The 26,522-nt window shown below is 46.9% G+C and carries 24 protein-coding genes; 14 read left to right on the top strand and 10 right to left on the bottom strand.

Going from position 1 to position 26,522, the window contains the following annotated elements:
* The first annotated feature begins 147 nt into the window (after positions 1-147).
* From AC58VC_RS26080 to AC58VC_RS26055, 6 genes are all read left to right on the top strand, one after another.
* Positions 148-1,470 carry an ABC transporter substrate-binding protein gene (locus AC58VC_RS26080; protein ID WP_497372838.1) on the top strand — a complete coding sequence of 441 codons (1,323 nt, stop codon included), beginning with the start codon at positions 148-150 and terminating at the stop codon, positions 1,468-1,470.
* 89 nt (positions 1,471-1,559) lie between these two features.
* The gene (locus tag AC58VC_RS26075) at positions 1,560-2,429 is read left to right on the top strand and encodes a carbohydrate ABC transporter permease (RefSeq protein ID WP_497372836.1); all 870 of its coding nucleotides are present in this window, start codon (positions 1,560-1,562) and stop codon (positions 2,427-2,429) included.
* 4 nt (positions 2,430-2,433) lie between these two features.
* Positions 2,434-3,261 carry a carbohydrate ABC transporter permease gene (locus AC58VC_RS26070; protein ID WP_497372834.1) on the top strand — a complete coding sequence of 276 codons (828 nt, stop codon included), beginning with the start codon at positions 2,434-2,436 and terminating at the stop codon, positions 3,259-3,261.
* Positions 3,262-3,411: 150 nt separating this feature from the next.
* On the top strand, positions 3,412-5,193 hold the full coding sequence (locus AC58VC_RS26065; protein WP_497372832.1) for a sensor histidine kinase: 1,782 nt from the start codon (positions 3,412-3,414) through the stop codon (positions 5,191-5,193).
* A gap of 1 nt (position 5,194) precedes the next feature.
* On the top strand, positions 5,195-5,959 hold the full coding sequence (locus AC58VC_RS26060) for a response regulator transcription factor (RefSeq protein ID WP_497372830.1): 765 nt from the start codon (positions 5,195-5,197) through the stop codon (positions 5,957-5,959).
* 107 nt (positions 5,960-6,066) lie between these two features.
* Positions 6,067-7,218: a Gfo/Idh/MocA family protein gene (locus AC58VC_RS26055; RefSeq protein ID WP_497372828.1), complete on the top strand. Its 1,152-nt coding sequence runs from the start codon at positions 6,067-6,069 to the stop codon at positions 7,216-7,218.
* 18 nt (positions 7,219-7,236) lie between these two features.
* Here AC58VC_RS26055 and AC58VC_RS26050 read toward each other — a convergent pair whose 3' ends face one another.
* The 4 genes from AC58VC_RS26050 to AC58VC_RS26035 form a co-directional block, all read right to left on the bottom strand.
* Positions 7,237-8,112: a helix-turn-helix transcriptional regulator gene (locus AC58VC_RS26050; protein ID WP_497372826.1), complete on the bottom strand. Its 876-nt coding sequence runs from the start codon at positions 8,110-8,112 to the stop codon at positions 7,237-7,239.
* A 151-nt stretch (positions 8,113-8,263) separates the two neighbouring features.
* Positions 8,264-9,025, bottom strand: coding sequence for a hypothetical protein (locus tag AC58VC_RS26045; RefSeq protein ID WP_497372824.1), 762 nt, complete (start codon positions 9,023-9,025; stop codon positions 8,264-8,266).
* Between the two features lie 42 nt (positions 9,026-9,067).
* A complete protein-coding gene (locus AC58VC_RS26040) occupies positions 9,068-9,244 on the bottom strand; it encodes a hypothetical protein (protein WP_164819425.1) in 177 nt (58 codons plus the stop codon).
* A 220-nt stretch (positions 9,245-9,464) separates the two neighbouring features.
* Positions 9,465-9,686, bottom strand: a complete 222-nt coding sequence (locus AC58VC_RS26035) for a hypothetical protein (RefSeq protein ID WP_497372822.1) — start codon at positions 9,684-9,686, stop codon at positions 9,465-9,467.
* A 274-nt stretch (positions 9,687-9,960) separates the two neighbouring features.
* Here AC58VC_RS26035 and AC58VC_RS26030 point away from each other — a divergent pair, with 274 nt between their 5' ends.
* From AC58VC_RS26030 to trhA, 3 genes are all read left to right on the top strand, one after another.
* Positions 9,961-11,055, top strand: a complete 1,095-nt coding sequence (locus tag AC58VC_RS26030; protein ID WP_497372821.1) for a glycosyltransferase family 2 protein — start codon at positions 9,961-9,963, stop codon at positions 11,053-11,055.
* Entirely contained in the window at positions 11,052-11,684 is a 633-nt protein-coding gene (locus tag AC58VC_RS26025) for a glycerol-3-phosphate acyltransferase (RefSeq protein WP_497372819.1), read from the top strand. The genes AC58VC_RS26030 and AC58VC_RS26025 overlap by 4 nt, the downstream gene beginning before the upstream one ends.
* Before the next feature lie 111 nt (positions 11,685-11,795).
* Positions 11,796-12,440 carry a PAQR family membrane homeostasis protein TrhA gene (gene trhA / locus AC58VC_RS26020; RefSeq protein ID WP_497372817.1) on the top strand — a complete coding sequence of 215 codons (645 nt, stop codon included), beginning with the start codon at positions 11,796-11,798 and terminating at the stop codon, positions 12,438-12,440.
* 26 nt (positions 12,441-12,466) lie between these two features.
* On the opposite strand, the gene AC58VC_RS26015 is transcribed toward trhA, so the two are convergent.
* Positions 12,467-13,360, bottom strand: a complete 894-nt coding sequence (locus AC58VC_RS26015; protein WP_497372815.1) for a helix-turn-helix transcriptional regulator — start codon at positions 13,358-13,360, stop codon at positions 12,467-12,469.
* Positions 13,361-13,573: 213 nt separating this feature from the next.
* Between AC58VC_RS26015 and AC58VC_RS26010 the strand changes: the two genes are divergently transcribed.
* Entirely contained in the window at positions 13,574-14,257 is a 684-nt protein-coding gene (locus AC58VC_RS26010) for an HAD family hydrolase (protein WP_497372813.1), read from the top strand.
* A 175-nt stretch (positions 14,258-14,432) separates the two neighbouring features.
* The gene (locus AC58VC_RS26005) at positions 14,433-15,842 is read left to right on the top strand and encodes a HEAT repeat domain-containing protein (protein WP_497372811.1); all 1,410 of its coding nucleotides are present in this window, start codon (positions 14,433-14,435) and stop codon (positions 15,840-15,842) included.
* Between the two features lie 100 nt (positions 15,843-15,942).
* Here the strand turns inward: AC58VC_RS26005 and AC58VC_RS26000 are convergent, their stop codons facing one another.
* Entirely contained in the window at positions 15,943-16,800 is an 858-nt protein-coding gene (locus AC58VC_RS26000) for an AraC family transcriptional regulator (protein ID WP_497372809.1), read from the bottom strand.
* 3 nt (positions 16,801-16,803) lie between these two features.
* A complete protein-coding gene (locus tag AC58VC_RS25995) occupies positions 16,804-17,457 on the bottom strand; it encodes a TetR/AcrR family transcriptional regulator (RefSeq protein ID WP_497372807.1) in 654 nt (217 codons plus the stop codon).
* A 144-nt stretch (positions 17,458-17,601) separates the two neighbouring features.
* Here AC58VC_RS25995 and AC58VC_RS25990 point away from each other — a divergent pair, with 144 nt between their 5' ends.
* Entirely contained in the window at positions 17,602-19,104 is a 1,503-nt protein-coding gene (locus tag AC58VC_RS25990) for a DHA2 family efflux MFS transporter permease subunit (RefSeq protein WP_497372805.1), read from the top strand.
* Between the two features lie 84 nt (positions 19,105-19,188).
* Here the strand turns inward: AC58VC_RS25990 and uraA are convergent, their stop codons facing one another.
* The 3 genes from uraA to AC58VC_RS25975 form a co-directional block, all read right to left on the bottom strand.
* Positions 19,189-20,457 carry a uracil permease gene (uraA, locus tag AC58VC_RS25985; protein WP_497372803.1) on the bottom strand — a complete coding sequence of 423 codons (1,269 nt, stop codon included), beginning with the start codon at positions 20,455-20,457 and terminating at the stop codon, positions 19,189-19,191.
* A 66-nt stretch (positions 20,458-20,523) separates the two neighbouring features.
* Positions 20,524-23,436, bottom strand: a complete 2,913-nt coding sequence (locus AC58VC_RS25980) for a DEAD/DEAH box helicase (protein WP_497372801.1) — start codon at positions 23,434-23,436, stop codon at positions 20,524-20,526.
* Positions 23,433-25,001 (bottom strand): SWIM zinc finger family protein, encoded by a 1,569-nt coding sequence (locus AC58VC_RS25975; protein ID WP_497372799.1) that lies wholly within the window; start codon positions 24,999-25,001, stop codon positions 23,433-23,435. The genes AC58VC_RS25980 and AC58VC_RS25975 overlap by 4 nt, the downstream gene beginning before the upstream one ends.
* Positions 25,002-25,129: 128 nt before the next feature.
* Between AC58VC_RS25975 and AC58VC_RS25970 the strand changes: the two genes are divergently transcribed.
* Together AC58VC_RS25970 and AC58VC_RS25965 are read left to right on the top strand one after the other, a co-directional pair.
* The gene (locus AC58VC_RS25970; RefSeq protein WP_497372797.1) at positions 25,130-25,822 is read left to right on the top strand and encodes a polysaccharide deacetylase family protein; all 693 of its coding nucleotides are present in this window, start codon (positions 25,130-25,132) and stop codon (positions 25,820-25,822) included.
* A gap of 97 nt (positions 25,823-25,919) precedes the next feature.
* A complete protein-coding gene (locus tag AC58VC_RS25965) occupies positions 25,920-26,297 on the top strand; it encodes a hypothetical protein (protein WP_497372795.1) in 378 nt (125 codons plus the stop codon).
* The last annotated feature ends 225 nt before the right edge of the window (positions 26,298-26,522 follow it).

Below are 26,522 nucleotides of genomic sequence, written 5' to 3'. Positions count from 1 at the left end.
AAATCTGTTTGCATTTTGTTGTCTAGAGACAACAAAACAGGAAATACAGTACAAGGAAAAACAAATTCGTACCATTTTGTTGTGAAATCGAAAGTCCTATAATAAGGATGTAAGCGCTACATAAACTAGCTAAATGGGGGAAAAACGATGAAAAAGACGATAACAACCTCAACCGCTTTATGCCTGTTAACAGCACTTCTCGCTGCTTGCAGTGGTCAAAGTACAACAACAACCACAACAGCGAGTGCGACACCTGAAGCTAAGGCTTCAACAGCAGCTGTGGCTACAGAAGCACCAAAAGCAGCAAATCCAAATGATGAGATAAAAGGAAAGATCGTATTCGCCACTAACCGGACGGATCTGATAGACACGAAGCTGAAAGAATACCGGGAAGCTTTCAAGAAAAAATTCCCGAATGCGGATGTTGAATTTGAAGCCCTGAAGGATTATGAAGCCGCTATCAAACTGCGATTGGCGACGGCTGAAGTACCCGACGTTGTGCTCATTCCGAACATTCCAAATACACAGCTTCCTGATTATTTTGCTCCACTGGATGATCTCGGGCTCAATGACAAAATCCGGTTCAAGGATTATAAGACAGCTAACGGCGGTACATATGGACTCGTGACTGGCGGTTCGACAACAGGTATTGTTTATAACAAAAAAGCTTTCGCCGATGCGGGTATCACTGCGCCTCCAAAAACGCTGGACGAATTTTATGCCGCCTCCGAGAAATTGAAAGCGAAGGGCATCGTTCCCCTGGCTACGAACTATAAAGACAAATGGCCGCTCTACACATGGCAGCACGTGGCTGTAGCGATGTCAGGCAATCCGAACTTCTGGAATGACCGGATTAAGCAGGAAAACGCGTTCGATCCGAACGGCGCTTTCGCGAAATCGCTGGGGATTCTCAAGACGCTAATCAGTAAAGGTTACGCCGAGAAAGATATCAACTCCACGAACTGGGAGCAGTCCAAGAAAGATGTCGCTTCCGGTAAAATGGCGATGTACCTGCTGCCTAACTGGGTCATCCCGCAAGTGATTGAAAACGGCACAGATTCCGCAAACGTGGGCTTCTTCCCAATGCCTTTCGACAACAGCGGCAAGCTGACAACGTTAATGACACCAGACTATTTCTACGCGGTAAGCAAGAATAGCAAAAACCTTAAAACAGCGAAAGCTTTCGTGAAATGGTTAGTCGAAGAATCGGGCTATGATGACTTTGCTGGCTTCATTCCATCGCTGAAAGATAAGAAATCCTCCGTTACACAGCTATCCGATTTCTTGGCAACGAAGGATCTGAACTTCGTGGAAATTGCTGCTGACAACAGCGATGCTATGGCTATTCAAAATAAAGCGCAAATTGATTTGAACGATATTGCTCAAGAGGTTGCCGTAACGGATGTTGCTAAAGTATTCGATAAGTACAATAAGAAATGGAATGAAGCCAAAAAAGCGCTAGGTAAGTAGTCTACAACCAACACCCGAATAAGGTTGGATACTGGATGTTCTAATTATCCAACCTTGTTCTTCAAATTAAATGGCAATGAGGTATGGAAATGACCTACCAACGACAGAAAATCGGCTTGATTGTAATGTTCCTCTTCGCTCCTTTGCTGCTCCTAATGACGTTCACTTATTATCCCGCTCTCCGGCTGATCTATTTAAGTTTTACTTCGTGGGATGGCGTGAGCCCATTGAAGGCATGGGTGGGCCTGAGAAATTACATGGAAATCATGGAGAATCATGAGGTCTTTTATGTCTTTCTTCATAACATCGCCTACTTTGTTGGCGGCATTTTGCAAAATGTGATCGCCTTTTTCTTTGCTGTACTGCTGAACAGTAAGCTAAAGGGCCGCAATATGTTTCGGACTGTCTTATTTCTGCCCTACATTATGAATGGTGTAGCTGTCGCTTTCATGTTTGGTTACGTTTTTGACACCAATATGGGGTCTCTGAATTATTTCCTTGGCATGTTTGGTTTTGAACCTGTTAGTTGGTTAGGCAAGCCTGGGCTTGTGAACGTATCACTGGCTTCCATATCGGCATGGAAGTTTATGGGTTTCAACATGGTGGTGTATTTGGGGGCGCTGCAGTCGCTTCCGGAGGATATATTTGAGGCGGCAAAAATGGATGGTGCTCGCAGATTACAAGTTTTGCGTTACATCACATTACCTGGTATGCGGAAAATTATCGAGCTTAATCTGTTTCTGACGGTGATCGGGGCCTTGGAAGTGTTTGATTTGCCCTTCGTTCTGACCAAAGGCGGTCCTTTATCCGCCAGCAAAACGTACGTTCAGCAAACAGTGGAGACAGCGTTTCAATATAATAACTTTGGTCTCGCCTCAGCGATGAGCGTTCTGCTCATGATCGTAGTCATTGTCGTCGTATCCGCGCAGCGCAGAATCGTAGGAGGAAAGGAGGACTAAATCTATGCAACCTAGACCGCTAACGGTAACCGTGAAGTACGTTCTCCTGGGTGCGGCAAGTATTATTATTATTTTTCCACTATACATTTTGTTTATTAACGCATTCAAGGGCAGCAAGGAATACGGGATGTCCAGCGCTTTTTCGCTGCCGAATTCGTTCCTCGAGTTTGAGAATTTCCGCCTTGTATTTGAAAGGGGCAATTTGGGGCAGGCTTTTCTCAACACCGTAATCATTATTGCGCTTTCTCTCATCGGCAACATCGTTATGGGAACAATGGTCGCGTATGTGCTCGGCCGGTTTACTTTTCCTGGACGCGGGTTGATCCTCGGCTTATACACGGGGGCAGCTATCATCCCGGCAATCACGACGCAGGTTGCTATTTTCTCGATTATCAAATGGCTTGGGCTGTTTAATACGCATTTTGCGCCCGTACTGCTTTACATTGGAGCTGATGTTGTTCAGATTTACATTCTGCTGCAGTTTATTCGCAACATTCCGTATGAATTGGACGAAAATGCCATGATGGAAGGCCTATCCCTTTACGGCATCTTCTATAGGATTATCGTTCCGCTGCTGACGCCGGCCATTTCAACGGTTATCATTCTTAAATCCATTTCAATTTATAATGATATGTATACGCCCTACCTGTACATGCCTTCTCAGAAACTGGGGGTCGTTTCCACAACTCTAATGAAGTTTACGGGGACAAACAGTGCGGAATGGCAGCTAATCTGTGCGGCGATTCTCATTATTTTGCTTCCGACAGTGCTTCTTTACCTGTTTTTACAGCGCTATATTTTTTCCGGTATTACGAACGGTTCCGTGAAATAAAGGGAAAGCAGGATACGGGACTGTGCAGGTGGAATAGTAACCCAAGACTCTAAAACGGAGTCGTGGGTTTTTCTGTTGTTGGTTAAGAAAGGGCTTTCATTTCACGCGATGAAGCTATCTAAGACTAAACAGGGCTAGGGGGAACCAGATTTGCTGAAAGATATATGGCACTGGATGATCAGATTATCTTTGACGCAGAAGCTTATTACCGTGTTCGTCATCCTGATAACCGTACCTATTGTGACGATTAGTATGATCTCTTACTCCAGTTATTCTAAATCGATAGAAAATAATACAGCAGTCTATGTGAATCAGATTTCTCAGAAAATTCTGGAGCGTGTCGATCAGTATGTCTCGGATATTAAGCGAGTGACGGGCAGCCAAATATACATGCAAGATATCCAAGAGTCGCTCGCTAATCCAACTAAAACACTTGAGGAAACGAACCGGCTGCAAAATTTCGTCAAAGGCTTAAATTCGCTCAAAAATGATACGGAATCTGTCTACATTTTTGACAACTACGGCAATATGTACGATAGCACGAAAAATGATACGATCAGGGCCGATATTCGGCAGCAAGCTGTTGATCTCAGACAGCGAGTAAGAAACGCGCAAGGCTCATCTATCGTCATTTCCACGCAAAAAATAACGACAGGACGCGCGGATAAATACTATTTTTCCATTGCCAGAGAATTGAAGAATACGAACTCGCTTGAAGGGATCGGCATGATTATTTTCGACTCCAGGATTCAAGTGATTGGAGATGCGGTGCGTGAGCTCGACAGTATCACCAAAGGGCGCACCATGGTCATTGACGATCAAAATACCGTGATTTACGACAGTGATCAAAAGTTGATTTCAACGAATGTTGCGCAGAATGATCTCGTGCAGAAAGCCGTCGGTGCGCAGGGCAGTTTTAAAATGAACCTGGAGGGCGTTACCTATTTGACCTCCTATACGACTTCGGAAGTAACGGGCTGGAAGCAGATTGTGTTGATTCCGGTCAATCAGTTGACGCAGGAAACAAGAGTTACACGTGATTTTACGATGGTGCTCGTCTTGTTATCCATTACAGTAGCTCTAATCGCTTCCTCCTTAATCGCTGTCGCTTTAACACGCCCTCTGCGTGATTTAATGCGAACGATGAAACAGGTGAACAAGGATAATCTGGATGTGCAGATACAAGTCAAGTACTCGGACGAGTTCGGCATACTGGCGAAGCATTTTAATAATATGATAAGAAGAATTCATGAGTTAGTGGAAGAGGTCTATCAGACGCAAAACCGGAAACGTGAGGCAGAGCTCCGCTCGCTGCAGCATCAAATCAATCCGCATTTTATTTATAATACACTCGAGGTCATACGGATGACAGCAGAAGTGAAGCGTGATTATGAGATATCAGAAATGACATATAATCTAGGTGAGTTGCTGCGCTACGGTATTTTGCGGGGAACCGAGAAAGTGACGATTGGCAAGGAATTGGATCATTTGGAAAAGTACATTGCTTTACAAAACTTCCGGTTTTCAAAGGATATTCAGATACACCTGGACATTTGTGAGGAACATATGGGCTATCCGGTGATTAAGCTGCTGTTCCAACCGATTGTGGAAAATGCAATTCTGCACGGCTTCGAGACGAAGGAAGATGATTGCCATATTACGATTTCCTCGCAAGAAGAGGGGCAGATGGTTTATTTCAGAGTGACTGACAACGGTTGCGGGATGAATGAGGACCAGCTGGAGGTGATACGCAGTGCCCTTCAAGGGAAGATGGAGGAGAAAAGAACCAATATCGGCATTGCCAATGTGAACGAGCGCATTGTGCTGCAATATGGTTCCCAGTATGGACTTCGCTTAAGTAGTAGAGAGGATGCTGGAACAACGGTTACGATTGTGCTGCCTTTATTAGAAGCAAGAAAGGAGAGCGCTTAACATGATGATGAAAGTTGTGATCGTTGATGATGAGCAGCGAATTCGTCTAGGCCTGCAGGCGATGATTCAATCGATGGAGCTCGCTGTTCATATGACAGGACTCTGCGCAAACGGGATTCAAGCGATGGATAAAATGAGTTCCTGGGAGGAAGGCGACTGTAAGGTCCTTCTTACCGATATCAAAATGCCCATGATGGACGGCATGAAGCTGATCGAAAAAGCGCGGGGAGCTTTCCCGGATGTCCATATTATTTTGCTTAGTGGGTTTAATGAATTTGAATATGCCCGGCAAGCGATTCGTTATGGTGTTGTCGAATATTTATCAAAGCCGGTGAATAAAAAAGAATTGTTTCAAACCCTGAAGCGGATTCAGACCTCCTGGGGCCTTGCGATCCCTGAAGAAGATGCTGAAAAGCCTAGCCAGGAGGACGCAAAGGGACATAAAAAGCAGATCATCGGGGATGTGATTCGGATGCTGGAAGCAGATCTGAATCAATCGGTTGACCTCAATGATTTGTCTACGAAGGTCGGGTTAAACGCCAGCTATCTATGTAAACTGTTCAAAAAAGAAACGAACAAAACGATCACTGATTATGTCACGGATCTCCGCATCATGAAGGCTAAGCATATTTTGGAGGATTATCCGGATGTGAAAATGTATGAAGTGGGCTCTCTTGTCGGCTATGCCGATCCAGTCTACTTCACCAAACTGTTTAAAAAGACGGTGGGCATGACGCCGAAGGAATATCAGAGCGGTCTGCGTTAGAGGGCCACCCAAACCGCAAAATAGTCGTATTTTTGCACAAGATGTGTGTACATTTGGAAAGGGAATATTGGTAAGCTTGAACCAATAAGCTGAAGGAGGAAATAATCATGCTCAAAGTAGCTATTATTGGTGCAGGGGCCATATCGACCGCACATATCGAAGCCTATTTGAAATTCCCGGAGCGCTGCCAAATTGTGGCGATTAGTGATATCTATGTGGACAAGGCGCAGGAGCGAATTGACCATTATGGGCTGAAGGCCAAAGCCGTCAAAGATTATAAAGAACTGCTCACAGGGGAAATTGACCTCGTTTCCATCTGTACACCACCGTATACCCATGCTTCATTGGCTGTTGAATTTATGGAGGCTAACACGCATGTAATGGTGGAAAAGCCGATGGCGTCTTCGCTTGAAGAATGCGATGCAATGAATGAAGCGTCGAAGCGCACAGGCAGGCTGTTGTCCGTTGTAGCTCAAAATCGGTTCAAAACGCCGATGATGAAAATGAAGTCTGTCCTCGAAAGCGGACTCATGGGGAATATCCTGCATGTGCAGGTAGATTCGTTTTGGTGGCGCGGTCATTCGTATTATGATCTATGGTGGCGCGGCACATGGGAAAAAGAAGGCGGTGGCCCGACGCTGAACCACGCCGTGCATCATATTGATGCGTTGCTGTGGATGATGGGCAGCCCGAGTGAAGTGCAGGCATTCATGAGCAATGTTGCCCATGATAATGCCGAAGTGGAAGATCTATCGATCGGCATGCTGCGCTACGCGAACGGATCGCTTGGTCAATTGACCAGCTCTGTCGTTCATCACGGGGAAGAGCAGCAGTTGATTTTCCAAGGCGCTAAAGCGCGTGTCTCAACACCTTGGAAGGTGAAAGCATCGAACTCCAAAGCGAACGGTTTCCCTGAGCCGAATGCAGAACTGGAATCACAGCTGCAAGCTTTCTATGAAGCTCTGCCGGAAGTTGTGCATGAAGGCCATGCAGGCCAGATCGATAATGTGCTTACGTCCATTGAGACAGGTGCACCTCTCCTGATCGATGGAATTAGCGGCAGACAAACGCTTGAATTAATCACGGCTATCTATAAATCGGCAAGCACTGGACAATTGGTGAAATTCCCGATCGGTCCCGAGGATGCTTTTTATACCCGTGAAGGTGTTCAAGCGAATGCCATTCATTTCTATGAAAAAAATAAGTCGATCGAAAATTTTGCAACGACTTCCATTACAACGGGAAGCAGCTACAAATAAGGATGCAGCTTAATTAAGTCAGCGCTGCTTCTGCCATTGCAGGCGGAATTGATGCGGTGTGCTGCCCATTCGGCTTTTAAACATTTTGCAGAAATAGGAACTGTTCGTAATGCCGATGTTTTCAGCGATTTGTGCAATCGACTGCTCGGTTGAGGTTAGCAGCATGACAGCTTGCTGCATTCTACGTGCTGTCACATAGTCGGAAATGCTGCTGCCTGTACACTCTTTGAATAGGTGAGAGAGATGGTAGGGAGACAGGTGAAGCTCGCTGGCCATGTGCTCAAGTCGAAGCGGCTCTGTGTAATGCCCTTCAAGCCAGCCAAGAATGCGCTCAGCCTGATGCTTATGACGGGTATGGCCGGAGTCGAACTGCACATCACTTCGCTCCCATATTTGCCGTAAGGCACGGAAGAAGGCAACCAGGAATAAGGAGAATTCCTCCAGCTCGTCTTTCTTCGCCAACATCGGTATTTTCTCTTCTAGGCTTGGGAAAATGGAAAGCAGCGATTCCGGTTCGCCGATATTGTAAAGGCACGGCGCAGGCAGCTTGCTAGTGTGCATTTGTTTGAAAAATGTAAGCAGCTTCGGCCATCTCTCAAAATAAGTTTCATAGAGATAGGGCTCATAGTGCACAATAGAGCGGATGAAAGGCGTATCGGGACTCACTTGGATATGATGCAGCTGATAGGGCTGGAAAACGCAGAGCATCCCAGCGGTAACTTCATAACTTTGCTGATCCACAATCAGCGTGCCCTGCCCTTCGTGTACAAACAAAATCTCAACACCTTGATGAGCATGAAAGGTGCCATGGAACTGTTCGTTGCCGATCGTCTGGCGGCGATAGGCAAAGTAGAGCGGACTCTCGCTGAAGCTAAGATTCTGAATATACGTCATCTGAAGCACGTCCCTCTGCTGCCGCGGCAGCGTTAAAAGAGCTTAATCCCAGCTTGCTAAGGCTGATGGATTAAGCTTTTTTGTAAGAAATTAAATGACTAAGCGTTTCGGGGAACTACAGGCCGCTAGTTCCATTAGTCAGATGCTGATGTTATTCCGCCGTTACTTTTTGCATTTTGGCAGGGTTGTTAATTTTGTAAGGTACAGGATGCTTGCTGAGCTTCTTGGCTACGATTTTGCACTCAAAGGTGACGGTATCTCCGACTTCGAGCTCTAGTTTTTTGAGCGTGTTGCTGTGACTGGACCACGCTGTGCCAATCTCCATCGCAGGGTCCGTGATGGAAACAGCTTCATAAATAATGACTTCATCATCATTATCAGAGAAATTGTTAGGGACGGTTGTGAATTCCTGGACCGTAGCAATCATTTTCACTTTATCTTCAGGCAGCTCCAGCTTAGGCGCCTTCTCTTTTTTTGCTGCTTTTTCTTTCGGCTGCTTGGTTTTCGGAGCTTTCGCTTCTTCAGCCTCTTGCTCGGCAGGAGCGGAGTCGTCTGCGATGGACTCCACAGCAGCAACGGCCACTTCGATTTCAGGCTCTGCAGCCTCAGCTCCAGCGGTCTCATCTGTCGTTGCCGTTAGTCTTTGGCTGTAATTGGCCGCCTGCATCTCCTTCAGATAGGAGGGATGTATGCAGTGCAGCTGTTTGTTGTCGAATTCAATGACAGCTGTCATTTTATCCACCAAGCCGACGATGTCGCAAGGCAAGTTCATGCCGTTGTTTTTATAGTAAAAAGCTTTCGTTTTGGCTGCTTTCTCAGAGAGCAAGCCCCATTCTTTACACTGCTCCAGTTGTTCGGTTTCATCCTCGAAGGTTGTGTAGGTTTCGGGCTGAATGGTGAATGCAAGTACCATGTTCGGTGCCGCCTTTCTATGTATCTATAAGATAAGGTTCCATTATTGTTCTAATCGGAAGTCGTCCGTTTTCTCGCCATCTTCCCAAATTTCCACAAATAGAGCTTCGCTGTTATCGAAATCAGCTGGCGTGAACGATAGCGCTTTCTCCTCGTCTGTGCCTACATAAACATTTTCCATTTCTTCGCCGTCGAAAGAAAGAATGACGTATATTTTCATGCCAAAATGCCTCCAAATAAGTTGATATGGATTATTATAACACAATCGTCCAAAAGTTCGCATGAAGTGGCATAGTAAACGTGCAGCCTGTTGGCACCGTAAAAGTATCAATAGAAGCTCCAACTGAGTTGCGAATGGTCACATCTACGTGTCTTCCACTTGATGCTGATGGAGAATTGGCCTACACTTTTAAGCTCTGCTGAGCTTGAAGAACTTATTTCTAGGCTTGCGACTGCTCCCAATGTGATTGATTTCGTTTGATTAAGTACAATGCGGACTCTGATTCCGTACGGTTCGTTCCAAATGGAAGGATGCGCCCCGTGTTGAGTGTTCGCCAGTATTGCACGCTTTCGCATTTGCTTTCTTGTGAAATGCTTCCGCAGATTTCATCGGTTACGAGCCGTTTCTGAACTGGAGATGTTTTCTTCTTTCTACAGGTCATCTTTTTAGTTCTGCAAATTTTGCATGATTTTCTAACACGTCTTTTATGACTCGGCAAAGGAACCACCTCCTATACACCAATTTATGGATGAACCCTCGTTTATGGTTGGACGACTTGACTAATGAATCCATCCTTGTTTATGTCTAATGCCCTGTCGCACTGGCTTAAAATCCCGCCAAAGTTCATATACATCAATACAAGCTCGAAGGCCAGAGATGAGCCAAGAGTTTCTCAGCAAACGGCTGCGCGGAATAGGATTGAGGGGGGTTCTAGGATGTTGATTGCGGTTATTTGCGTAATCGGGTGTCTCTGCGGGTTTATGCTTTTTAGAAAAAATGTACTTCGGCCTGATTACATGCCAAGCGCAGATAAAGTGAAGCTGTCCGTCATTATTCCGGCTAGAAATGAAGCGTGCAACTTACCTCATTTGCTCCATGCACTCAACATACAAACCCTGGAACCCTTTGAAATTATCGTTGTAGATGATTTTTCGGAGGATGACACCAAGGAGGTCGCGGAAAGTTATGGCGTTACCGTTATCTCTAATCCCAGCCTTCCAGAGGGCTGGACCGGCAAAAATTGGGCCGTGTGGAATGGCTATTTGCATGCCACTGGAGATATGATCGCCTTTCTTGACGCCGACATCCGGCTGGTACCTCGCGCATTGGAAATGTTAGTCATGGCCAGGCAGCAAGCCGGGGGTGTCATCTCGGTCGTCCCTTACCACTACACGGTGACTTTCGGTGAAAGGTTGGCTCTTATTTTTAATTTCTTAGGGCTTTTTGCTTTCACGTCACCTTTTGAGAAAGACAACCCGAATAAGGGACTGTACGGATCTTGTATTTTAACAACAAGAGATGATTACGAAACCATTAAAGGCCACGAAGGCATTAAGGCGGAGATGCTGGACGACTTGAATCTTGGGGCAGCCTTTCGCAAAGCCGGTATCGAAGTAACGAATTTCATTGGCTACGGTCTTGTTTCCTTCCGCATGTATGCGCAGGGAATGAAAAGCCGAATCCAGGGTTTCGGTAAAGGAGCAGTCCTTGGCACATCCAAGCTGAAGGGCGGAACTATCGCCCTTATTGCTCTATGGGTCGTCGGACTTATTGCTTCAGAAACGTTCTTTTTATTTATAAACACGTCTTGGTGGCTTCCTTTGTTTATGGGTTATTTGATCTATATGTTTCAGCTGTTCTACTTCGTTAGGTATGTAGGGAAGTTTGGCTTCGTCATGCCCATTTTGCATATCTGTTCAACGATATTTATGGTTGTTGTCATGCTGTACTCCGTTTATCAAGTGGTGTTTCTGGGCCATGTAGCGTGGAAAGGAAGAAATGTCAAAGTAGGAAGCAGGCGGGAGCTATGACCCTCGTATGGACGGCTTGCGCTTTTTTATCAGGTTCTCTGATGTTTTCTTATTGGCTTGGACTCATGGCCAGGCACAATCTAAAACACGTTGGAGATGGCAATCCAGGCGCCTTGAATTTGTGGAAAGCAGCGGGGTATCAGATCGGGCTGGGAGGCATTATTCTCGACTTTTTAAAAGGGTACCTGGTGCTGGTTTGGATCTTTGGATTTAATTTGGATAATGCACGTGTTCAAGGCTACGCCCTGATTCCTGTTGCGCTCGCACCAATCGTGGGGCATGCGTTTTCGCCCTTTCTGAAAGGAAAAGGAGGCAAAGCGATTGCTGTTACTTTCGGTGTTTGGAGTGCGCTGACGAAGTTTGAGGCTTCCCTCGCATTAGCGATCATTTTGGCCGTTAGCTTGGCTGTAGCGAAGCTGTCAACAAGAGGAAAGCCCATTTCCTCCTCGGCAGACGGGCTGCAAGTGGTAGTAGGTATGCTGCTTTTAGGCGTGTATTTGTATATAAGCGGCTATGTGGAAGCCATTTTGTGGGTGTGGCTGGGGAATGTTGTGCTAATCGGGTATAAGCATCGAAAGGAACTTGCCTTTTATTTGTCAAAGAAGCAGTCTGAGCCAGGCGGCGAATAAACGCGCTAGGACGCAGCCAACAAGGAAATAGGGGTCACTACGATCTGATTACATACTAGTCCCGACTAAGGGAAAAACTAGGAAACAATCAGAAAGGAGTGACCCCTTCGCATGGATAACAGCCTTCACTTAAAAGAGGAACGCTTAAATGCTTTAAGCCATGGAATCGGCGCGGCGCTTAGCGCTTTCGGCCTCATGCTGCTCCTTCAGCGAGCCGCGATGTTCGAGGATTTTGCTTATACGATTAGCAATGCGATTTATGGCTTATCCTTTTGCATGGTTTATCTGTCCTCCACACTCCTGCATTGCTCTCGTTCGCGCAAATGGGGAGAGCGTTTCGAAATGCTGGATCATGCTGCCATTTTTATCGCTATTGCGGGTTCTTACACACCATTCCTCATGATTACGCTACAGGGGACATTAGGCTACTCCATGCTGCTGCTGATCTGGGTGCTTGCATTTGGCGGTGTGCGTTATATCAAGTTCATCATTCGGCGATTTATCCCATGGGGATTACTCCTGTACTTGCTGATGGCTGGTTTCATGGCTTCGTTGATTTTACCGCTGCAAGAAAGGCTTCCTCTAGTGGCTATCACTTGGATCGTAACCGGCGTGATTCTATACAGTATCGGATTGTTATTCTTTCTATGGCGAAAATTACGCTATCATCATCTCGTTTGGCATATATTCGTCATTGCCGGCAGCGCTTGTCATTTCATTGCGGTGTACACGTTCGTGATGCCTGCCATGCTTTAACTACAAGCTAGGGCCTATCCGCAGAGCTAGGTAGACAACAGTCTCCTCCGGACTTCTGAAGGGGGATAACTCTTATATTTTTTATAAAGTTTTGTAAAATAGTTCGCGTTCCCGCAGCCGATTCTCTCGGCAATCTCGGTGACCGTCCATTCCGTTTCACGCAGTAGACGGTCAGCTTCGTTAATTCGCAGCCAATTAACAAAATCCACGAAAGTTCGCCCAGTCAGCTTTTTAAACGTTTTGCAAAAATGGTAGGGGTTGAGGTTGACCAACCTCGCCGCTTGTTCAACAGAGAGCGGCTCCGCAAGATGAGCCTCAATGTGCTGAATTAACGGCTTGAATGACTCGGAGTGCCGCAGGGGAGCAGGTTTATCCACGAACTTCTCAGGCAGAAACTGCCTGGAAAGTAAGGCGAAAACAAGATGAAAGTTATGCTTAATGACAAGCTCGTAGGCCGCGGCTTGTTGCTCAAACTCATCGGTCGATTCACGAATAAGCCGCCGAAAAGGAGCACCAAGTTCGTCGCTTGCGCTAAGCTTAGCGGGTAGTTCCGCACGTCCATCTAAGAAAGGCAGCATGTACCGCTCGTAGACAGGATCGGGATGCAGCATACGCAGGAGGGAAGCGTTGAAGACAACGGCTACGAATTCCACGTCTTCATCGGATGCGTTATAACCAACATGAAGCGCCCCGGCAGGAACGAACAGCAGGTCGCCGGCGGTTGCCTCATAAGGGCGGCTATTGATATGAAACTGTGCTTTGCCAGCCTGCATATCGATAATTTCGAAGTGCTCATGCCAATGGAGATATAGAATAGTGTCATCCTTTTTGGCCATCCGGGATCGGTTCCGATAAAAGCGGATCGGATAGTTACTGTCCCAGAGAGGTGTTTTCTCCCTTAAATCTTGGGGGTAAGTCATGCGCTGCCTCACTTTCTAGTCATGCGAGAAATAACGGTATTTGAACAAGATCAGATAGGATTATTGGAATTATTGCTGATTATTTGAGATTGTGATTTTATTTTAGAGCAAGATTGGTGTGGTTTTCAATAGGAGATTCATCTTGCTAAAGAAAAGGTGTTTAAGACCATAAAAGAGAATATAGCAATATCAAAAAGTAACATGGGAGGTTTTATGAACTTAATAGAAACGGATGCAAAACCTAATGGCCGATTTGGTCTAAAAGCTATCATATTTGATTTTGACGGTTTGATTATGGATACGGAAACTCCTTGGTACTATGCTTTTAAAGACATTTATCAGGAACACGGACTCGAACTTTCGCTTGAACTTTGGTCCAAAAATGTGGGAACTTCCTTCGATGAGTTTAACCCCTATGTTTATCTGGAAACCTCCATCCAAAAGCCTTTGGATCATGGACATATTAAACAACTGTGTAAAGAGAAGTATGCAGCGTACTTGGGAGAAGCGCAGCTGCTTCCTGGTGTGCATAAGCTTTTGGAAGCAGCCAAGCTAAGAGGTCTGCGTATAGGTTTAGCGTCCAGTTCTACGCGTGATTGGGTGCACAAATACTTGAAGGAGCAAGGCATCTTTGCCTATTTTAATGTGATTCACACAGCTGATGATGTCAAGCGGGTGAAGCCTGACCCTGAGTTATATACATTGACCCTTGACAAACTTGGAGTAGCTGCTACGGAGGCTATCGTTTTTGAAGACTCACCTAATGGGTTGAAGGCCGCTAAGGCAGCGGGAATTCGATGCATTGTCGTACCGAATGAAGTTACACGGAACTTGGAGTTTTTGGCCCATGATTTGATGGTTGCTTCACTAGAAGAAATTGATCTTGGTGTATTTTAGAACGCTTTACCGTAACGGAAATTAGGCGGAATGCAGTCGTAAGAAACCTGTTGGAATAATTCTATCTTAGTTTTGTGCTAGCTCTAATTAAGAATGTCTATTAATTATCTCATTCAACTTTTTTATAATAAGGGTAAGGTTACAGCATTCAATACACGCCAAGGAGGCAGGAACAATGCAGGAGAAACAACCTTTACTATTAACGGATGAGCAAATGAGAGAGTTTATTACAAACGGGTGTCTGATTCTTAAAACAGATTTTTCGCATGCGTTTCACGACAATTTGCTTGAGCAATTAAACACGGTGTACGCCGAAGAGGGTAATCCTGGAAATAACTTGCTGCCGCGTATCCGAGAGCTGCAAAAAGTATTCGACCATCCTGTTGTTACTGGGGCATTAACGAGTGTGTTAGGTCCTAATTATATGATGCATGCACATAGACATGGGCATTTCAATGCGCTGCCAACCGCTGGGGGCTGGCACAAAGACAGTTATTGGGGATATGACCGCGTGCGCAATCATCATCCGAACTGGGCAATGATTATGTATTTCCCGCAGGATACACCAGTAGATTTGGGGCCGACAGGCATTATGCCAGGCACACAAAATCACCAAAAACGGGCATTCGAAGCCAATGAGCATCCAGCTGAAGTTTTGGCAAGTGGAGAGGCTGGCACTTTCGCATTGATCCACTATGATATTTGGCACCGTTCCACGCCGAACATTCTTGGACAGCCGCGTTATATGCTGAAGTTTGAGTTTATGCGCACTGAGCTGCCTAAGCAGCCAAGCTGGAATAATCAAGAACGCGAATGGAAGAAGCCTGCGAACCTGCTTGCGCCGCTTGCTGCGCATGATTTGATGTGGGAAGAGACATGGAACTGGTTATCTGGTGAAATCTGTTCCTTGGCAGGAACGGCTTCATCCGATCCGCAGGAAGTACAGGAACTGGCAGGGAAATTAAGCGGTGAAGAGACGATCGCCATCAATGCCTCTTATGATCTTGCTCGCAGAGGGCAAGCTGGGGTGAATGCTTTGCTGGATGGGCTCCGCAGCGATGATGTTCATGTATCGCGAATCTCCGCGTATGGTTTGGCGGTTGCTGGAAGCGAGGCGGTTGATGGGTTGATCGCAGCACTAAACCACGAGAATGTAAATACGGTAACGCATGCTGTCTTTGCATTGGGAGAATTGAGCGGTTTAGCAGCAAAAGCGGTTCCGGCTCTAACACAGTTGCTAGGTCATCCGGAGGATAAAATCCGCAGCGCTGTTGTTGATGCTCTTGGCTTTATGAGCTCACCTGTAGAGGACGTTGTTGCTAGCCTAACCCGCGGCCTTCAGGATCAGAACGCACAGGTGCGCTTCATGGCCAGCTTATCATTGTCCCGCTTAGGCGCTTCAGCAGAGCCAGCTGTTCCGCAATTGGAAATCGCGCTGGATGACGAGAACAGATATGTTCGTGCGCATGCCGCGGAAACGTTGAACTACATTGGCACGGAGCGGGCGAAAAATTCGCTGATCCGGTTCCTGCTGAACAACCGCTGGTGCTCTACAACAACGAAGGCGAACTCTTTTTATCCGTGAACCACAGTAAACAGCAGTAAATCATAGATGACACGTTGATCTACGAAAGAGGCTCTCTCTCAGCCATCACCATGGCTTGGAGATGGCCTCTTTTGTCCATCTATTGGTTATTTTCAATGGTTTTTGGTCTCAAATCACGGAAAGCCGTAGGTTTAAATCCAGTTTGCTCCCTGAACATACGGGAGAAATACGATAGTTCCATCCCTAACGCGTCAGCAATTTGGGAGACGTTAAGTTCCGTCGTCATCAGCAAATCTTTGGCTTTTTCTGAACGAAGATGATTCATGTATTGAATAGGCGAATAGCCCGTAAATTGTTTGAAAGCATTGATAAAATAATTAGGATGGTAATGCGCAAGGCGAGAGAGCGTATCCACGGATACATTTTCAGCAATATGCTGTTCCATGTAAAGCAGGACTTTGTTCATTTTCTCAAAAGTAGGCGTGGAGGTCAGGTTGAGCTTGACGGATTGATTTTGCTCAATGAAATCGGCAATAAACGTCATCAGAATCGAGTAGGCTCGAAATTCTGAGGTTATGCTATCGCTCTGGCTATGTGCAATCAACTGTTCAAAGGCTTTTGCCTGCTCTTCAGGGTTCTTAACCTTTAAGCAAGGGGAGGTTTGCAAAATTTGAAATAAATCCAAATCCCCGATTTTGGCGGAAAAGTGGCACCAGTATTTCCCGAAGGTGTTGTCGCTAATCGTACCATAAGCTTGGTCACTTCCGGCTGGAAGTAAATATAACTCGCCTGGTTTCGGATAGTAAGTCTGATCCCCAATCCTGACATAACCTTCGCCTTCGCGTATAAAATAAAGTCGGTTAAATGGACAGGCGGGATTCTCATCTGTCCAAGATTTTTGGACTTTGGTATAGGCCGCATAGGATAAATCCAGCTTCGCCTTGGCAAGGTACTTCTTCCAGAACGTGCGTTCACTCGCATTCATTCCGTTCTTCATAGCCTATATTCCTTTCACGAATAAACGGCAAATACCCTCAGTAAATTGCTCCTTGGTATACCCCAGAACTTCCCTGTGATATAAATATTGATCCGGAATGAGGGAGGCCAGAATCGTATTGACGGTTAGTGTCACATCGATAGGTTGAATTTCTCCTTGCTCCACTGCGCGGATTACCAAAGGAGCCATAAGATTATGGAGCCGCACAAAAAGCGGTTTTTTATGCAAACTGAAGCTGCGCTTGTCCGTGTGCATCGAGACGATGGTCGAGAGCAGGGTAGCTTTCTCATCGATAAAATCAATAATTCGAACCACGCACTCGGACAATTGTTTCATCGCGCTTAGATCTGGCTTATTTTCAGCAATTTCGGCCTCAAGTGAAGTAAGGAATTGATTGGTTGTTGAACGCAGCAGATCACTGCAGACATCACCAATATGTGAGTAACGGCGATACAGCGTGCCTTGGCCCACTCCGGCTTCTTTTGCGATTTGATGCATGGTTACGTCTTCAATGTTATGAGTTTGAAAAAGGGTTTTTGCCGTTGAAAGGATGCGTCGGCGATACTCCGAATCGCGTTCCTCACGTCGTCCGCAGATCGGATTTTCTTCTAGTTCTGATTCAAATAATGCTTTTTCTTGATCATCTGTATGCTTCATACATACTCCTCCCGAACAAATGACTCCTCTAAAATAAACGATACATTTGACATTGCGGACAATTGTCCGTAATATGGTGTTGCGGACAGATGTCCGTTATTATTGTAACACGATCTTGTGTTATTGTCGAAGGAGGAGTCAACGATGAGTAAACCATCAGTCCCCGGCGCAGCGGAGCCGGAGTTTAAGATTACAAGCATATTAGTGCCGCTTATTGCCATTATTTCGGGCATTTTCATGGTCATACTTGACTCAACAGCGATGAATGTCGCGCTATCGAAGCTGGTCGTAGATTTCAAAACGGACCTGCCGACCATTCAGTGGACCGTTACGGGTTACATGTTGGCAACGGCTGCGGTGATTCCGCTTTCCGGATGGTTATCCGACCGATTTGGCGCGAAACAGGTATTTTTGACATCCGTTGTCCTATTCACCGTTGCTTCTGTGCTTTGTGCTACGCCAAACAGTGCGGAATGGTTAATTGCTTTCCGAATTCTGCAAGGCTTAGGCGGCGGTTTCGTTATGCCGGTTGCTATGGCGTATGTGTTCCGTTTGAGTCCTCCGAATAAAATCGGTCAAGTGATGGGGATGCTCGGTGTGCCGATTTTGCTTGCCCCAGCTATAGGACCTATTTTGGCAGGTTGGTTAGTTGAGTATCATTCCTGGCATTGGATTTTCCTGATTAATCTGCCAGTTGGTATTTTCAGTCTGATTTTCGGATTATGGAAGCTGCCGTCTACCCCGCGTAAAGAAGTAGCCGGTTTCGATTTGCCGGGGATGATTCTTGGGCCTATCGCTTTTGCTGCTTTGTCTTATGGGATTACACAAGGGGCGGAGAGTTGGTCATCCGCAAAAACGTTAGGCGGAATTATCATTGGCGCTGGTGCATTGATTGCTTTCATCATTGTTGAACTAAAAGCCAAAATTCCTCTGATAGAGCTGCGCGTATTCAAGTCTGTGGATTTCTCCTTTAGTATCTTCGTGCAGTGGGTTCTGCAATTCAGCTTGTTCGGGGCCATTTTCCTGCTGCCGCAATTTCTTCAACAAGCCCGTGGTTTTGGGGCGTTCGATACGGGCTTGACGTTATTCCCTCAAGCCATTGCTTCTGGCATCATGATGCCGATCGGTGGATATCTGTTTGATAAAATCGGTGTCAGGTGGTTGGTTGTCGTCGGACTTACGCTTGTCTCCGGGGCGATTTATCAATATTCGCACGTGGATTTAACGACGGAGAGCTCTGATCTGCTTCTGCCTTTGATTATGGCTGGATCAGGTATGGGACTGATGATGATGCCGCTCAATTCGCATTTAATCAAGAAAGCACCGCAAGATTTGGTGAGCCGGGTGACGTCGTTAACTAGCGCGATGCAGCAGGTCATCAACTCATTTGCAGTAGCTACGCTGGTTACCGTACTTTCCTCGCGTGTCTCCACGCTAATTACGGAGAAGAACATTGTTATTACAGGTCCAGCTGATATGCAAAAAGCGATGTTGGCCGTAGCCCCTGAAGCGTTCGGCTATACGTTCCGCGTCATGCTGTTTATCGCTATTGGCGGTATTTTCCTTGGATTGTTCCTGCGACGCGGTCAGCATCAGCCGACTGGGGAAGGCAGCAAACGTGAAGTTTCGATAGAAGCGCTGCACTAGAATAATTGAAAAGCTACCCGTATCCAATTGGATGACTGGGTAGCTTTTTCACTCATAGGAATGAGATCCTCGTGTACAAATCATTTACTCGTTCGTTAGTTTTAACTTATCCAGCAGCTTGAAAAACAGGCTAAGCACAATAGCAACAATCGTGGCAAGCGCCATGCCCTTCAGTTCAAAATGCCCCAGCTTCAACGTTGCGCCGCTAAGACCGATAACAAGAACCGTCGTTGTCAGAATCAAATTGATGGGTTTGGCATAATCAACCTTCGTCTCCACGAGCATCCGAATACCGGAAGCGGCGATGATGCCGAACAACAGCATGGAAACGCCTCCCATGACAGGCGTAGGAATTGTTTGAATCAAGGCCGAGATTTTCCCAACAAAAGAGAGAACAACCGCCAGGATCGCTGCTCCGCCAATGACCCAAACCGAGTAGACGCGGCTAATCGCCATGACGCCGATGTTCTCACCGTACGTTGTATTAGGCGTGGAACCAACCAAGGAAGACAACATCGTTGAGATCCCGTTTCCAAGCAAGGATCTGCTTAGACCTGGGTCTTTGGACAAATCTTTTCCCACCATATTGCTGGTTACGATCAAGTGGCCAATATGCTCTGCTATGACAACAAGTGCCGCAGGAGCGATGATTAAGATACTTGCCCAATCAAACGTTGGTGAGTAGAAGGTCGGCAGCTTAAGCCACTGAGCCGCGCTTAAGGTTTCTTTAATATGTACTAAACCGAGCAAGGCTGCAAGCAAGTACCCAAGGATGATAGCCACCAGAATAGGGATGACTTTCAATAGCCCACGAAATACGATAGAGCCTACCACACCTATCAAAAAAGTGAAAATAGACACCGTGATCACGGTCATATCGGGAACCCAAGCTTCTTTGGCATCGGCAGGTGCGATAATGCCAGCCATAGAGGCTGCTGTGGGCACTAACTCTAGACCGATGACAGACACAATAGCGCCCATCGCGGCAGGCGGGAAGACAACGTCAATCCACCTTGTTCCCACGAAGCGAATTAGCAGAGCGATGATCGTAAAGATCAGACCGACAACAAGAAATCCGCCTAGTGCCGCACTATAGCCCTTTTGACCGAGGACGACGAAAACAGGCGAAAGGAAGGCGAAGCTAGACCCCAAGAAAGCGGGGATTTTTCCTCTCGTGATGAAAATATAGAGTAGGGTACCAATCCCATTCATCAACAATATCGTAGCAGGATCGACATGAAATAGAATGGGGACAAGCACGGTGGAGCCAAACATCGCAAATAAATGCTGTAAGCTAAGCGGGATGCTTTCGCCTATGGAGGGGCGTTCATCAACTTGAATGATACGAGACACGGTGTAACTCCCTTTCTGTTTCTTCTCGTTCGATATCTTATCATAAAACGTGCTCGCAGGTAACCCTTACCAATCTTTCCGCAGAGCAAATAAATCATGCAGCTCTTCATTAGAGAGCTCAGTAATCCACGCTTCGGAGGTGGAAATAACATTTTCGCTCAGACTCATTTTGCTCTCGAGCATCTCATCGATTTTCTCCTCTAGCGTGCCCAGGGAGATGAATTTATGCACTTGCACGTTCCGTGTCTGTCCCATCCGGTAAGCACGGTCTGTGGCTTGGTTTTCTACAGCTGGATTCCACCAACGGTCAAAATGGAACACGTGGTTTGCGGCGGTCAGATTGAGACCGACACCGCCTGCCTTCAGTGACAGAATAAAAATACCAGGGCCGTCAGCAGCTTGGAACTTGTCAATCATTTTGTCGCGTTCTTGCTTCGGCGTGCTGCCGTTCAGGTACAACACGGGTTCGTCCCGCTGTGCCCGTAAAATATCGACCAGCAGCTTGCCCATGCTGACATACTGCGTGAAGATCAGGCAGGAGTCGCCTTCATCCCGCAGCTCGCCAACCATTGCAGCGAGCCTTTCCAGTTTGGCTGAGCGTGAGATGAAGCCTTCCCGGCTGTCTTCGTCAAGTAAGCTCTCCTCGGAGAGGGGAGCCTCCTTGGTCAGTAGAACCGGATGGTCGCAAAGCTGCTTAAGCTGGGTTAACGCAGAGAGGATTGCGCCTTTGCGCTCCATGCCTTCGAGCTTTTGCATGCGCTCCATGAGGTTTTTGACCGCTTGCTCATAAAGAGCGCCTTGCTCGGCGGTCAAGTTCAAGTAGACCTTCATCTCCTGCTTATCCGGCAAATCAAGCTGGATCGCAGGATCTTTCTTTTTCCGGCGCAGCATAAAAGGTTTGACGAGCTTCTGGAGCTGTATCGTCCGCTCCTCGTCTTGGTGTTTCTCGATCGGATTCGCGAAACGATGCTGAAAGCCACGCTGATTCCCCAAGTATCCGGGATTCAGGAAGTCATAGATCGACCACAGCTCAGACAACCGATTTTCGATCGGTGTGCCTGTCAAGGCGATTCGATGTTTGGCTTTTAGCGAACGAACGGCGGCAGACTGTTTGTTCTGGGCGTTCTTAATATTTTGCGCTTCATCTAGGCAAAGGGAGCTCCATACTGTCTCTTGCAGCGTTTCTTGCTCCATAAGAGCAGTCGTGTAAGAAGTCAGCACGATATCGGTGTCCTTCAAGGCTGCAGAAAGCGCTTCGCCGCTTAAACGGCCTTTGCCATAATACAGCAGGACTCTGAGCTCTGGGGCAAAACGGACCAGCTCCTTCTGCCAATTGCCGAGTACAGAGGTAGGGCAAATCAGCAGAGCAGGCTGCTCGGATTCTGCTTGGTGATGCAGCAAATAAGTGATGAATTGAATGGTTTTCCCAAGTCCCATATCATCGGCAAGGCAGGCGCCAAGCCCGAAATTTCTTAAATAGGTTAACCATGTGAAACCTTCATGTTGATAGCTGCGCAGTTCAGCGCGCAAGCCTGCAGGAACAGGGATCTCCTGCAGCTCTGACGGCTGTGCAAGCTGACGCACAAGCTTCATCAGGTGCGCGTTTAATTCAACTTCCAGTTTGATTCGTTCTTCATTCTCAGCGTCATCTTCAGGCGAGGCACTGCCCTTAGGTGAATTCTCTTTCTCCGACTCATTAAGTAAGTGAAGTTGGAAAATATCAAGCAAAGATAAACCTTCTTGCGGGTCAACGCTGGACATGAGTCTGCGAATTTGCTCAAGCAGAGCAGGGTCTAGATAGACCCACTGGCCGCGGAAGCGTATGAGGCGCTCATTGCGCGAAAGCAGTGCAGCGAATTCGGCTTCGCTTAGATCCGCTTCCCCAATGGCGATCCGCCAGTCGAAGTCGACCAAGGCGTTCAGCCCAAAGAGCGACTGACCTTTGCCTCCAGCCTCGGCGGATACCTTTGCGCGCAGCCGCGGCTTGCGCTTGGAGGCAGCCTCCCACCAGCCAGGGAGCATAACGTTCCAACCGCCGTCTAGTAAGTGCCGGCTGTCTGTCGTTAAGAATGTCCAAGCCGATTCATCGTCTAAAGGATTAGACAAGAGCTCGACACCGCTGCTTCCGCTCGGTAGAGGTTCGGCTAACCTGGCTGCCCAGCCGGAAGACCGTTCCAGCACATAAGGACTCCATGTGCTATCCCAAGTTCCTGCTGCGGTTCCGTCCGCAGTAAGACGAATTGGCGCGAGCAAGGTGCGATCTTGCTTGTCCTGCAGGACAAGACGGAGGCGCCACGTGTCGTCCTCTTCATCTGGCTCGAGCAGCTGCAGCGCAGGGCGGAACGGTGCCGTGTCAGGACGCCATCCTAAGGAAGCGAGCCATTCTTCTTCCGTCAGAGCAACTGGGGAAGCGGACCGTTGGAACAACGCGGGGTAGTCCCGGCGTAGGTCGGAAATCGCCGCTTCGCTTGCGTAGTTCTCCGCGGTGACAACGGCAGAGAACGCTGCGCGCAGCCCGGTTAGACCTTGACCCAAGGCATCAAGGTTTTGAAATGCTGCCCAATCGAACGATTTCAGCGCGTCAGATTCCGCATCCCAGGTCCAACCCAGCTTCCCTGTGCGGAAATCATGCAGGCTAGGTACATAGCGGCCATCTTGCGCTTCTTGATACAGAAGCGGTGCGATCTCGCGCATCGCCTTCATGCCTTCATTGCCATCAACAAAGCGGAGGATGTCCATAAGACCAGGCTTGGTGAAGAAGGGAAGCACCATGTCCGCCGGGAGCACGACGACGGAGATGTCTCCCGCCTGCTGAAGGTCCAAAGCGGTGCCGTAATAGGAGTGTTCATGCCAAGCGAACATTAGATTTCGCAGCTTTTCACCAGGTACATCGCGGTCGTCAAGAAATCCCCAGAATAAAGCATCGCCGCTATCTGTTAATGTCATGCTCACTTGTAAATCATGCAATATTGCGTTCATCCGAGCAGCTTTCCTTTCCTAAGTTCCTCTTGCAGCGCCCGCAGCCTGCTATGACGTTCAACGAAACCGGTAAAAAATGTATCCCAGTGGCCGGGCTGCTTCATTTTTTTGTATACTTTTTCGAGTCTTTTCAAAAGTCTGACGGCTGCCTTATAGTCATGACGGTTTTTCAAACCAACATAATGGTTTACAGCTTGATGGTAATAGGGTAGAAGCAGCTGAGGCGCTTCCTTTTCAATAGGCTGGAGCACACTGACTCTGTGAAAAAGCGGATCGTGGCCCTGAAGAATCTGCATTTCGAGCCAAGCCTTCCATTTGCCTTGTTCGTAGAGAACATTTTCAATGAGAAAGTAAGACCGCGGCAGGAGACTCTCAAATGCTTTCCACATCAGCGCTTCCGCCTCTGGATATTGAGTGACAGCTTTTTGCCAATATTTCGCGTAGGTATCGAGTTCACGGGTTCGCGGATTGTTGAAGAAGACCGCCGTTTTGGTTAGCCAGTCGACAAGTTCCTCCCAGTTGGAGGTATCCTGAAGGTGGTCGAAGAAAGTAACGAAAAGATAGGCCGGCGTGTCTTTGAAGGCTGGACCATCCTTGAGTGCCTCCCAAGCTTTCTTCGATTGTGACTTCAGAAGGTATAAGTAAGCTTTCGCAGCTGAAAGCGATGGCGTGGCGGCAGCGTCATCTGATAGCTCTGTATCGATGGCGTCAACTTCCTTAGGCGCGTAAGATAAAGCCGCAGCGTTTCCTGAGGTCATCCATTCGTTCCAAAGTGCTGCGTATACGCCAAAATCTTGATAACTGTGCCCTTGTTGTTCGGCAATCTGTGTTCTGAGATACGCGAATGTCGTCTCAAGGCGCTCGCTGGACTCGGAGAGAGCTAACTGGGAAGCGTGCTCTTTCAGCCATGTCAGAATATCATCGTAAATCTTGTAGATCGCTGAAGACGTAAAAAAACTCGTCCCGCCCTGCGTGTTCTGCCCTTTTATTTTTCTCAGAAGGAATAACGCTTGATGTAGTTCAAAAAATGCCCGATCCTGGTCCGAAAAAGGAATAGCAACCTGCGTTAGCGTACTTAGATGACTGCGCAACTGCTGAGCGTAAATGCCTTGATCATAGGTCGGTTTTATGGAAACGGTGTACTGATCCAGAAACTGCTGCCAGCCGCTTACCGACAGGGACGGCAATTTCAGGATGGCGGATTCCGAGACTGCTTGCGAAGCCGCGCGTTTGAGCTGCATTTTGGCATTCATAATTTGGGTTGCCGGATATCCGAGGCGGTCAGCCAGCTCCATCATGACAGCGGCTTGGTGCTTGCAAGCGCCATGCACCGGGCATGTGCAGCTGCCATCTTTGAACTTATTTAGATTAAGCGAAACACGATAAGGCTCAGACCCATCGACTTTCGCTTGTACCAAACGAGCGTCAGAAATGCTCAATGAAACAACTTGACCTTGTTTAAAATAGGTAAACCCTCTGGAAAGAGTTACGTCTGTATAGGCTTCAGCCACATATTCGAGCAGCTTCAACCACTCTTCATCATTTAAAACAGTAGAAGTACTCATAGGAAGGCTCCTTGCTAATGAATAGAGTATCTAATAACCTTATTAGTATAAATAGTGAAGCTAATATTGTAAATTTTGTTTCTTGTTTAAATTGTTTTTTTTGAAAAAAAGGAAGGTAGGGTGAATAAATGAGAAAAAGAATAGTCATAATTGGAATAGGACTAATTACACTTTTTCTTCTATTGTATGGGTTATCCAAATGGATGAATGCTAGGAATTTCCAAGTTTTCGGCGGGCTAACCAGTTATGTTGAGACGAATGAAAAAGTTGTGGCATTAACGTTTGATGATGGACCGACGGAACAAACCGCTTCAATTTTATCGCTTTTGGGTAAATATCAAGCAAAGGCTACTTTTTTTCTAATAGGAAGCGAGCTTGAGAAAAATAGAGAAGAAGGGCAGCAGATCGCCAAGGCCGGACATCAGATCGGGAATCATACTTTTTCACATCAACGAATGGTTTTCAAAAAGCCGTCTTTTATCCACGAAGAAATTGAAAAAACAAACCGGCTAATACGAGAGACGGGTTACGAAGGCGAAATTGATTTTCGGCCGCCAAACGGTAAAAAGTTGATTGGATTACCTTATTATTTACATAAGCAGCATATTCAAACGATTATGTGGAATTTGGAGCCGGACACGAATTTCAGCGCAGCAACTGACAAAGTAAATGAAGTCATTCAACACGTTAAGCCGGGCTCTATCATTTTGCTGCACGCTATGTACGATAAGTCGGAGCTTCTTGCGATAGAAGGTATCTTGGATGCTTTGACGAAGGAAGGCTATACCTTTGTGACTGTCAATGACCTACAAAATAGATAATGTTCATTCAGCATGAGCCGCATTGACAAAAGATACTGTAACATTTATAATTACAGTATAGCTAGTGATTACAAAATAACGCTAAAGGCGGTGCTGGATGATGAACTATCAAATCAGTGATTGGGTTACAGCCACTACGAATCAAGATGAAATGTTACATGGGTATGTAGAATCCATGGATGTGCTTGGAGGTTTGACTCGCATTTATGTGATTGCATCCGACCGTGAATCGACGATTGGTAAAGTCATGGAAGTCAGTAACCAAGATGTTAAAAAATTACCGGCAATTTCGCTGGATATAGAAGAACAAGTGAAAAGTTTGATCGATGTTGCCCTCGCCGTGAGAGACGAAATGTGGTTCCTTGAATTGACAGGTAAGCTACTGGCTATTCAACAAAATGAGTCCAAACGTGGTGAGCGCGAATTATTTCCGTCACTTACTTTCAAAAACCGCTTAGGCGTTGATCAGCTATAATGAAAAGCCAATCCAAGACATGTGAACCGTGTCGAGTGGATTGGCTTTTTTTGGTGGGAGTCCCCCGAATTCGTGGGTCCCACCGCTGTAACGATGTTTTTCATCGCTAACGCGTGCTGAACGGGCCAATTGCGCGCTGTAACGATGAAAAACATCGTTAACTACCGAGGGAGTCCCCCGATACCGTGGGTCCCGCCGCTGTAGCGATGTTTTTCATCGCTAAGG

The organism is Paenibacillus sp. J22R67, from assembly GCF_059692175.1.
The sequence above is the reverse complement of the archived record's forward strand: the minus strand, read 5'-3'. Positions and strand labels throughout refer to the sequence as shown.

Coding starts and splice junctions, on each gene's coding strand:
- AC58VC_RS25965 (WP_497372795.1), top strand. CDS start 25,920: ATGATGAACTATCAAATCAGTGATTGGGTTACAGCCACTACGAATCAA.
- AC58VC_RS26055 (WP_497372828.1), top strand. CDS start 6,067: ATGCTCAAAGTAGCTATTATTGGTGCAGGGGCCATATCGACCGCACAT.
- AC58VC_RS26005 (WP_497372811.1), top strand. CDS start 14,433: ATGCAGGAGAAACAACCTTTACTATTAACGGATGAGCAAATGAGAGAG.
- AC58VC_RS25980 (WP_497372801.1), bottom strand. CDS start 23,436: ATGAACGCAATATTGCATGATTTACAAGTGAGCATGACATTAACAGAT.
- AC58VC_RS26080 (WP_497372838.1), top strand. CDS start 148: ATGAAAAAGACGATAACAACCTCAACCGCTTTATGCCTGTTAACAGCA.
- AC58VC_RS25970 (WP_497372797.1), top strand. CDS start 25,130: ATGAGAAAAAGAATAGTCATAATTGGAATAGGACTAATTACACTTTTT.
- trhA (WP_497372817.1), top strand. CDS start 11,796: ATGGATAACAGCCTTCACTTAAAAGAGGAACGCTTAAATGCTTTAAGC.
- AC58VC_RS26000 (WP_497372809.1), bottom strand. CDS start 16,800: ATGAAGAACGGAATGAATGCGAGTGAACGCACGTTCTGGAAGAAGTAC.
- AC58VC_RS25990 (WP_497372805.1), top strand. CDS start 17,602: ATGAGTAAACCATCAGTCCCCGGCGCAGCGGAGCCGGAGTTTAAGATT.
- AC58VC_RS26025 (WP_497372819.1), top strand. CDS start 11,052: ATGACCCTCGTATGGACGGCTTGCGCTTTTTTATCAGGTTCTCTGATG.
- AC58VC_RS26045 (WP_497372824.1), bottom strand. CDS start 9,025: ATGGTACTTGCATTCACCATTCAGCCCGAAACCTACACAACCTTCGAG.
- AC58VC_RS26075 (WP_497372836.1), top strand. CDS start 1,560: ATGACCTACCAACGACAGAAAATCGGCTTGATTGTAATGTTCCTCTTC.
- AC58VC_RS26040 (WP_164819425.1), bottom strand. CDS start 9,244: ATGAAAATATACGTCATTCTTTCTTTCGACGGCGAAGAAATGGAAAAT.
- AC58VC_RS25995 (WP_497372807.1), bottom strand. CDS start 17,457: ATGAAGCATACAGATGATCAAGAAAAAGCATTATTTGAATCAGAACTA.
- AC58VC_RS26060 (WP_497372830.1), top strand. CDS start 5,195: ATGATGATGAAAGTTGTGATCGTTGATGATGAGCAGCGAATTCGTCTA.
- AC58VC_RS25975 (WP_497372799.1), bottom strand. CDS start 25,001: ATGAGTACTTCTACTGTTTTAAATGATGAAGAGTGGTTGAAGCTGCTC.
- AC58VC_RS26015 (WP_497372815.1), bottom strand. CDS start 13,360: ATGACTTACCCCCAAGATTTAAGGGAGAAAACACCTCTCTGGGACAGT.
- AC58VC_RS26070 (WP_497372834.1), top strand. CDS start 2,434: ATGCAACCTAGACCGCTAACGGTAACCGTGAAGTACGTTCTCCTGGGT.
- AC58VC_RS26030 (WP_497372821.1), top strand. CDS start 9,961: ATGTTGATTGCGGTTATTTGCGTAATCGGGTGTCTCTGCGGGTTTATG.
- AC58VC_RS26050 (WP_497372826.1), bottom strand. CDS start 8,112: ATGACGTATATTCAGAATCTTAGCTTCAGCGAGAGTCCGCTCTACTTT.
- AC58VC_RS26035 (WP_497372822.1), bottom strand. CDS start 9,686: ATGACCTGTAGAAAGAAGAAAACATCTCCAGTTCAGAAACGGCTCGTA.
- AC58VC_RS26010 (WP_497372813.1), top strand. CDS start 13,574: ATGAACTTAATAGAAACGGATGCAAAACCTAATGGCCGATTTGGTCTA.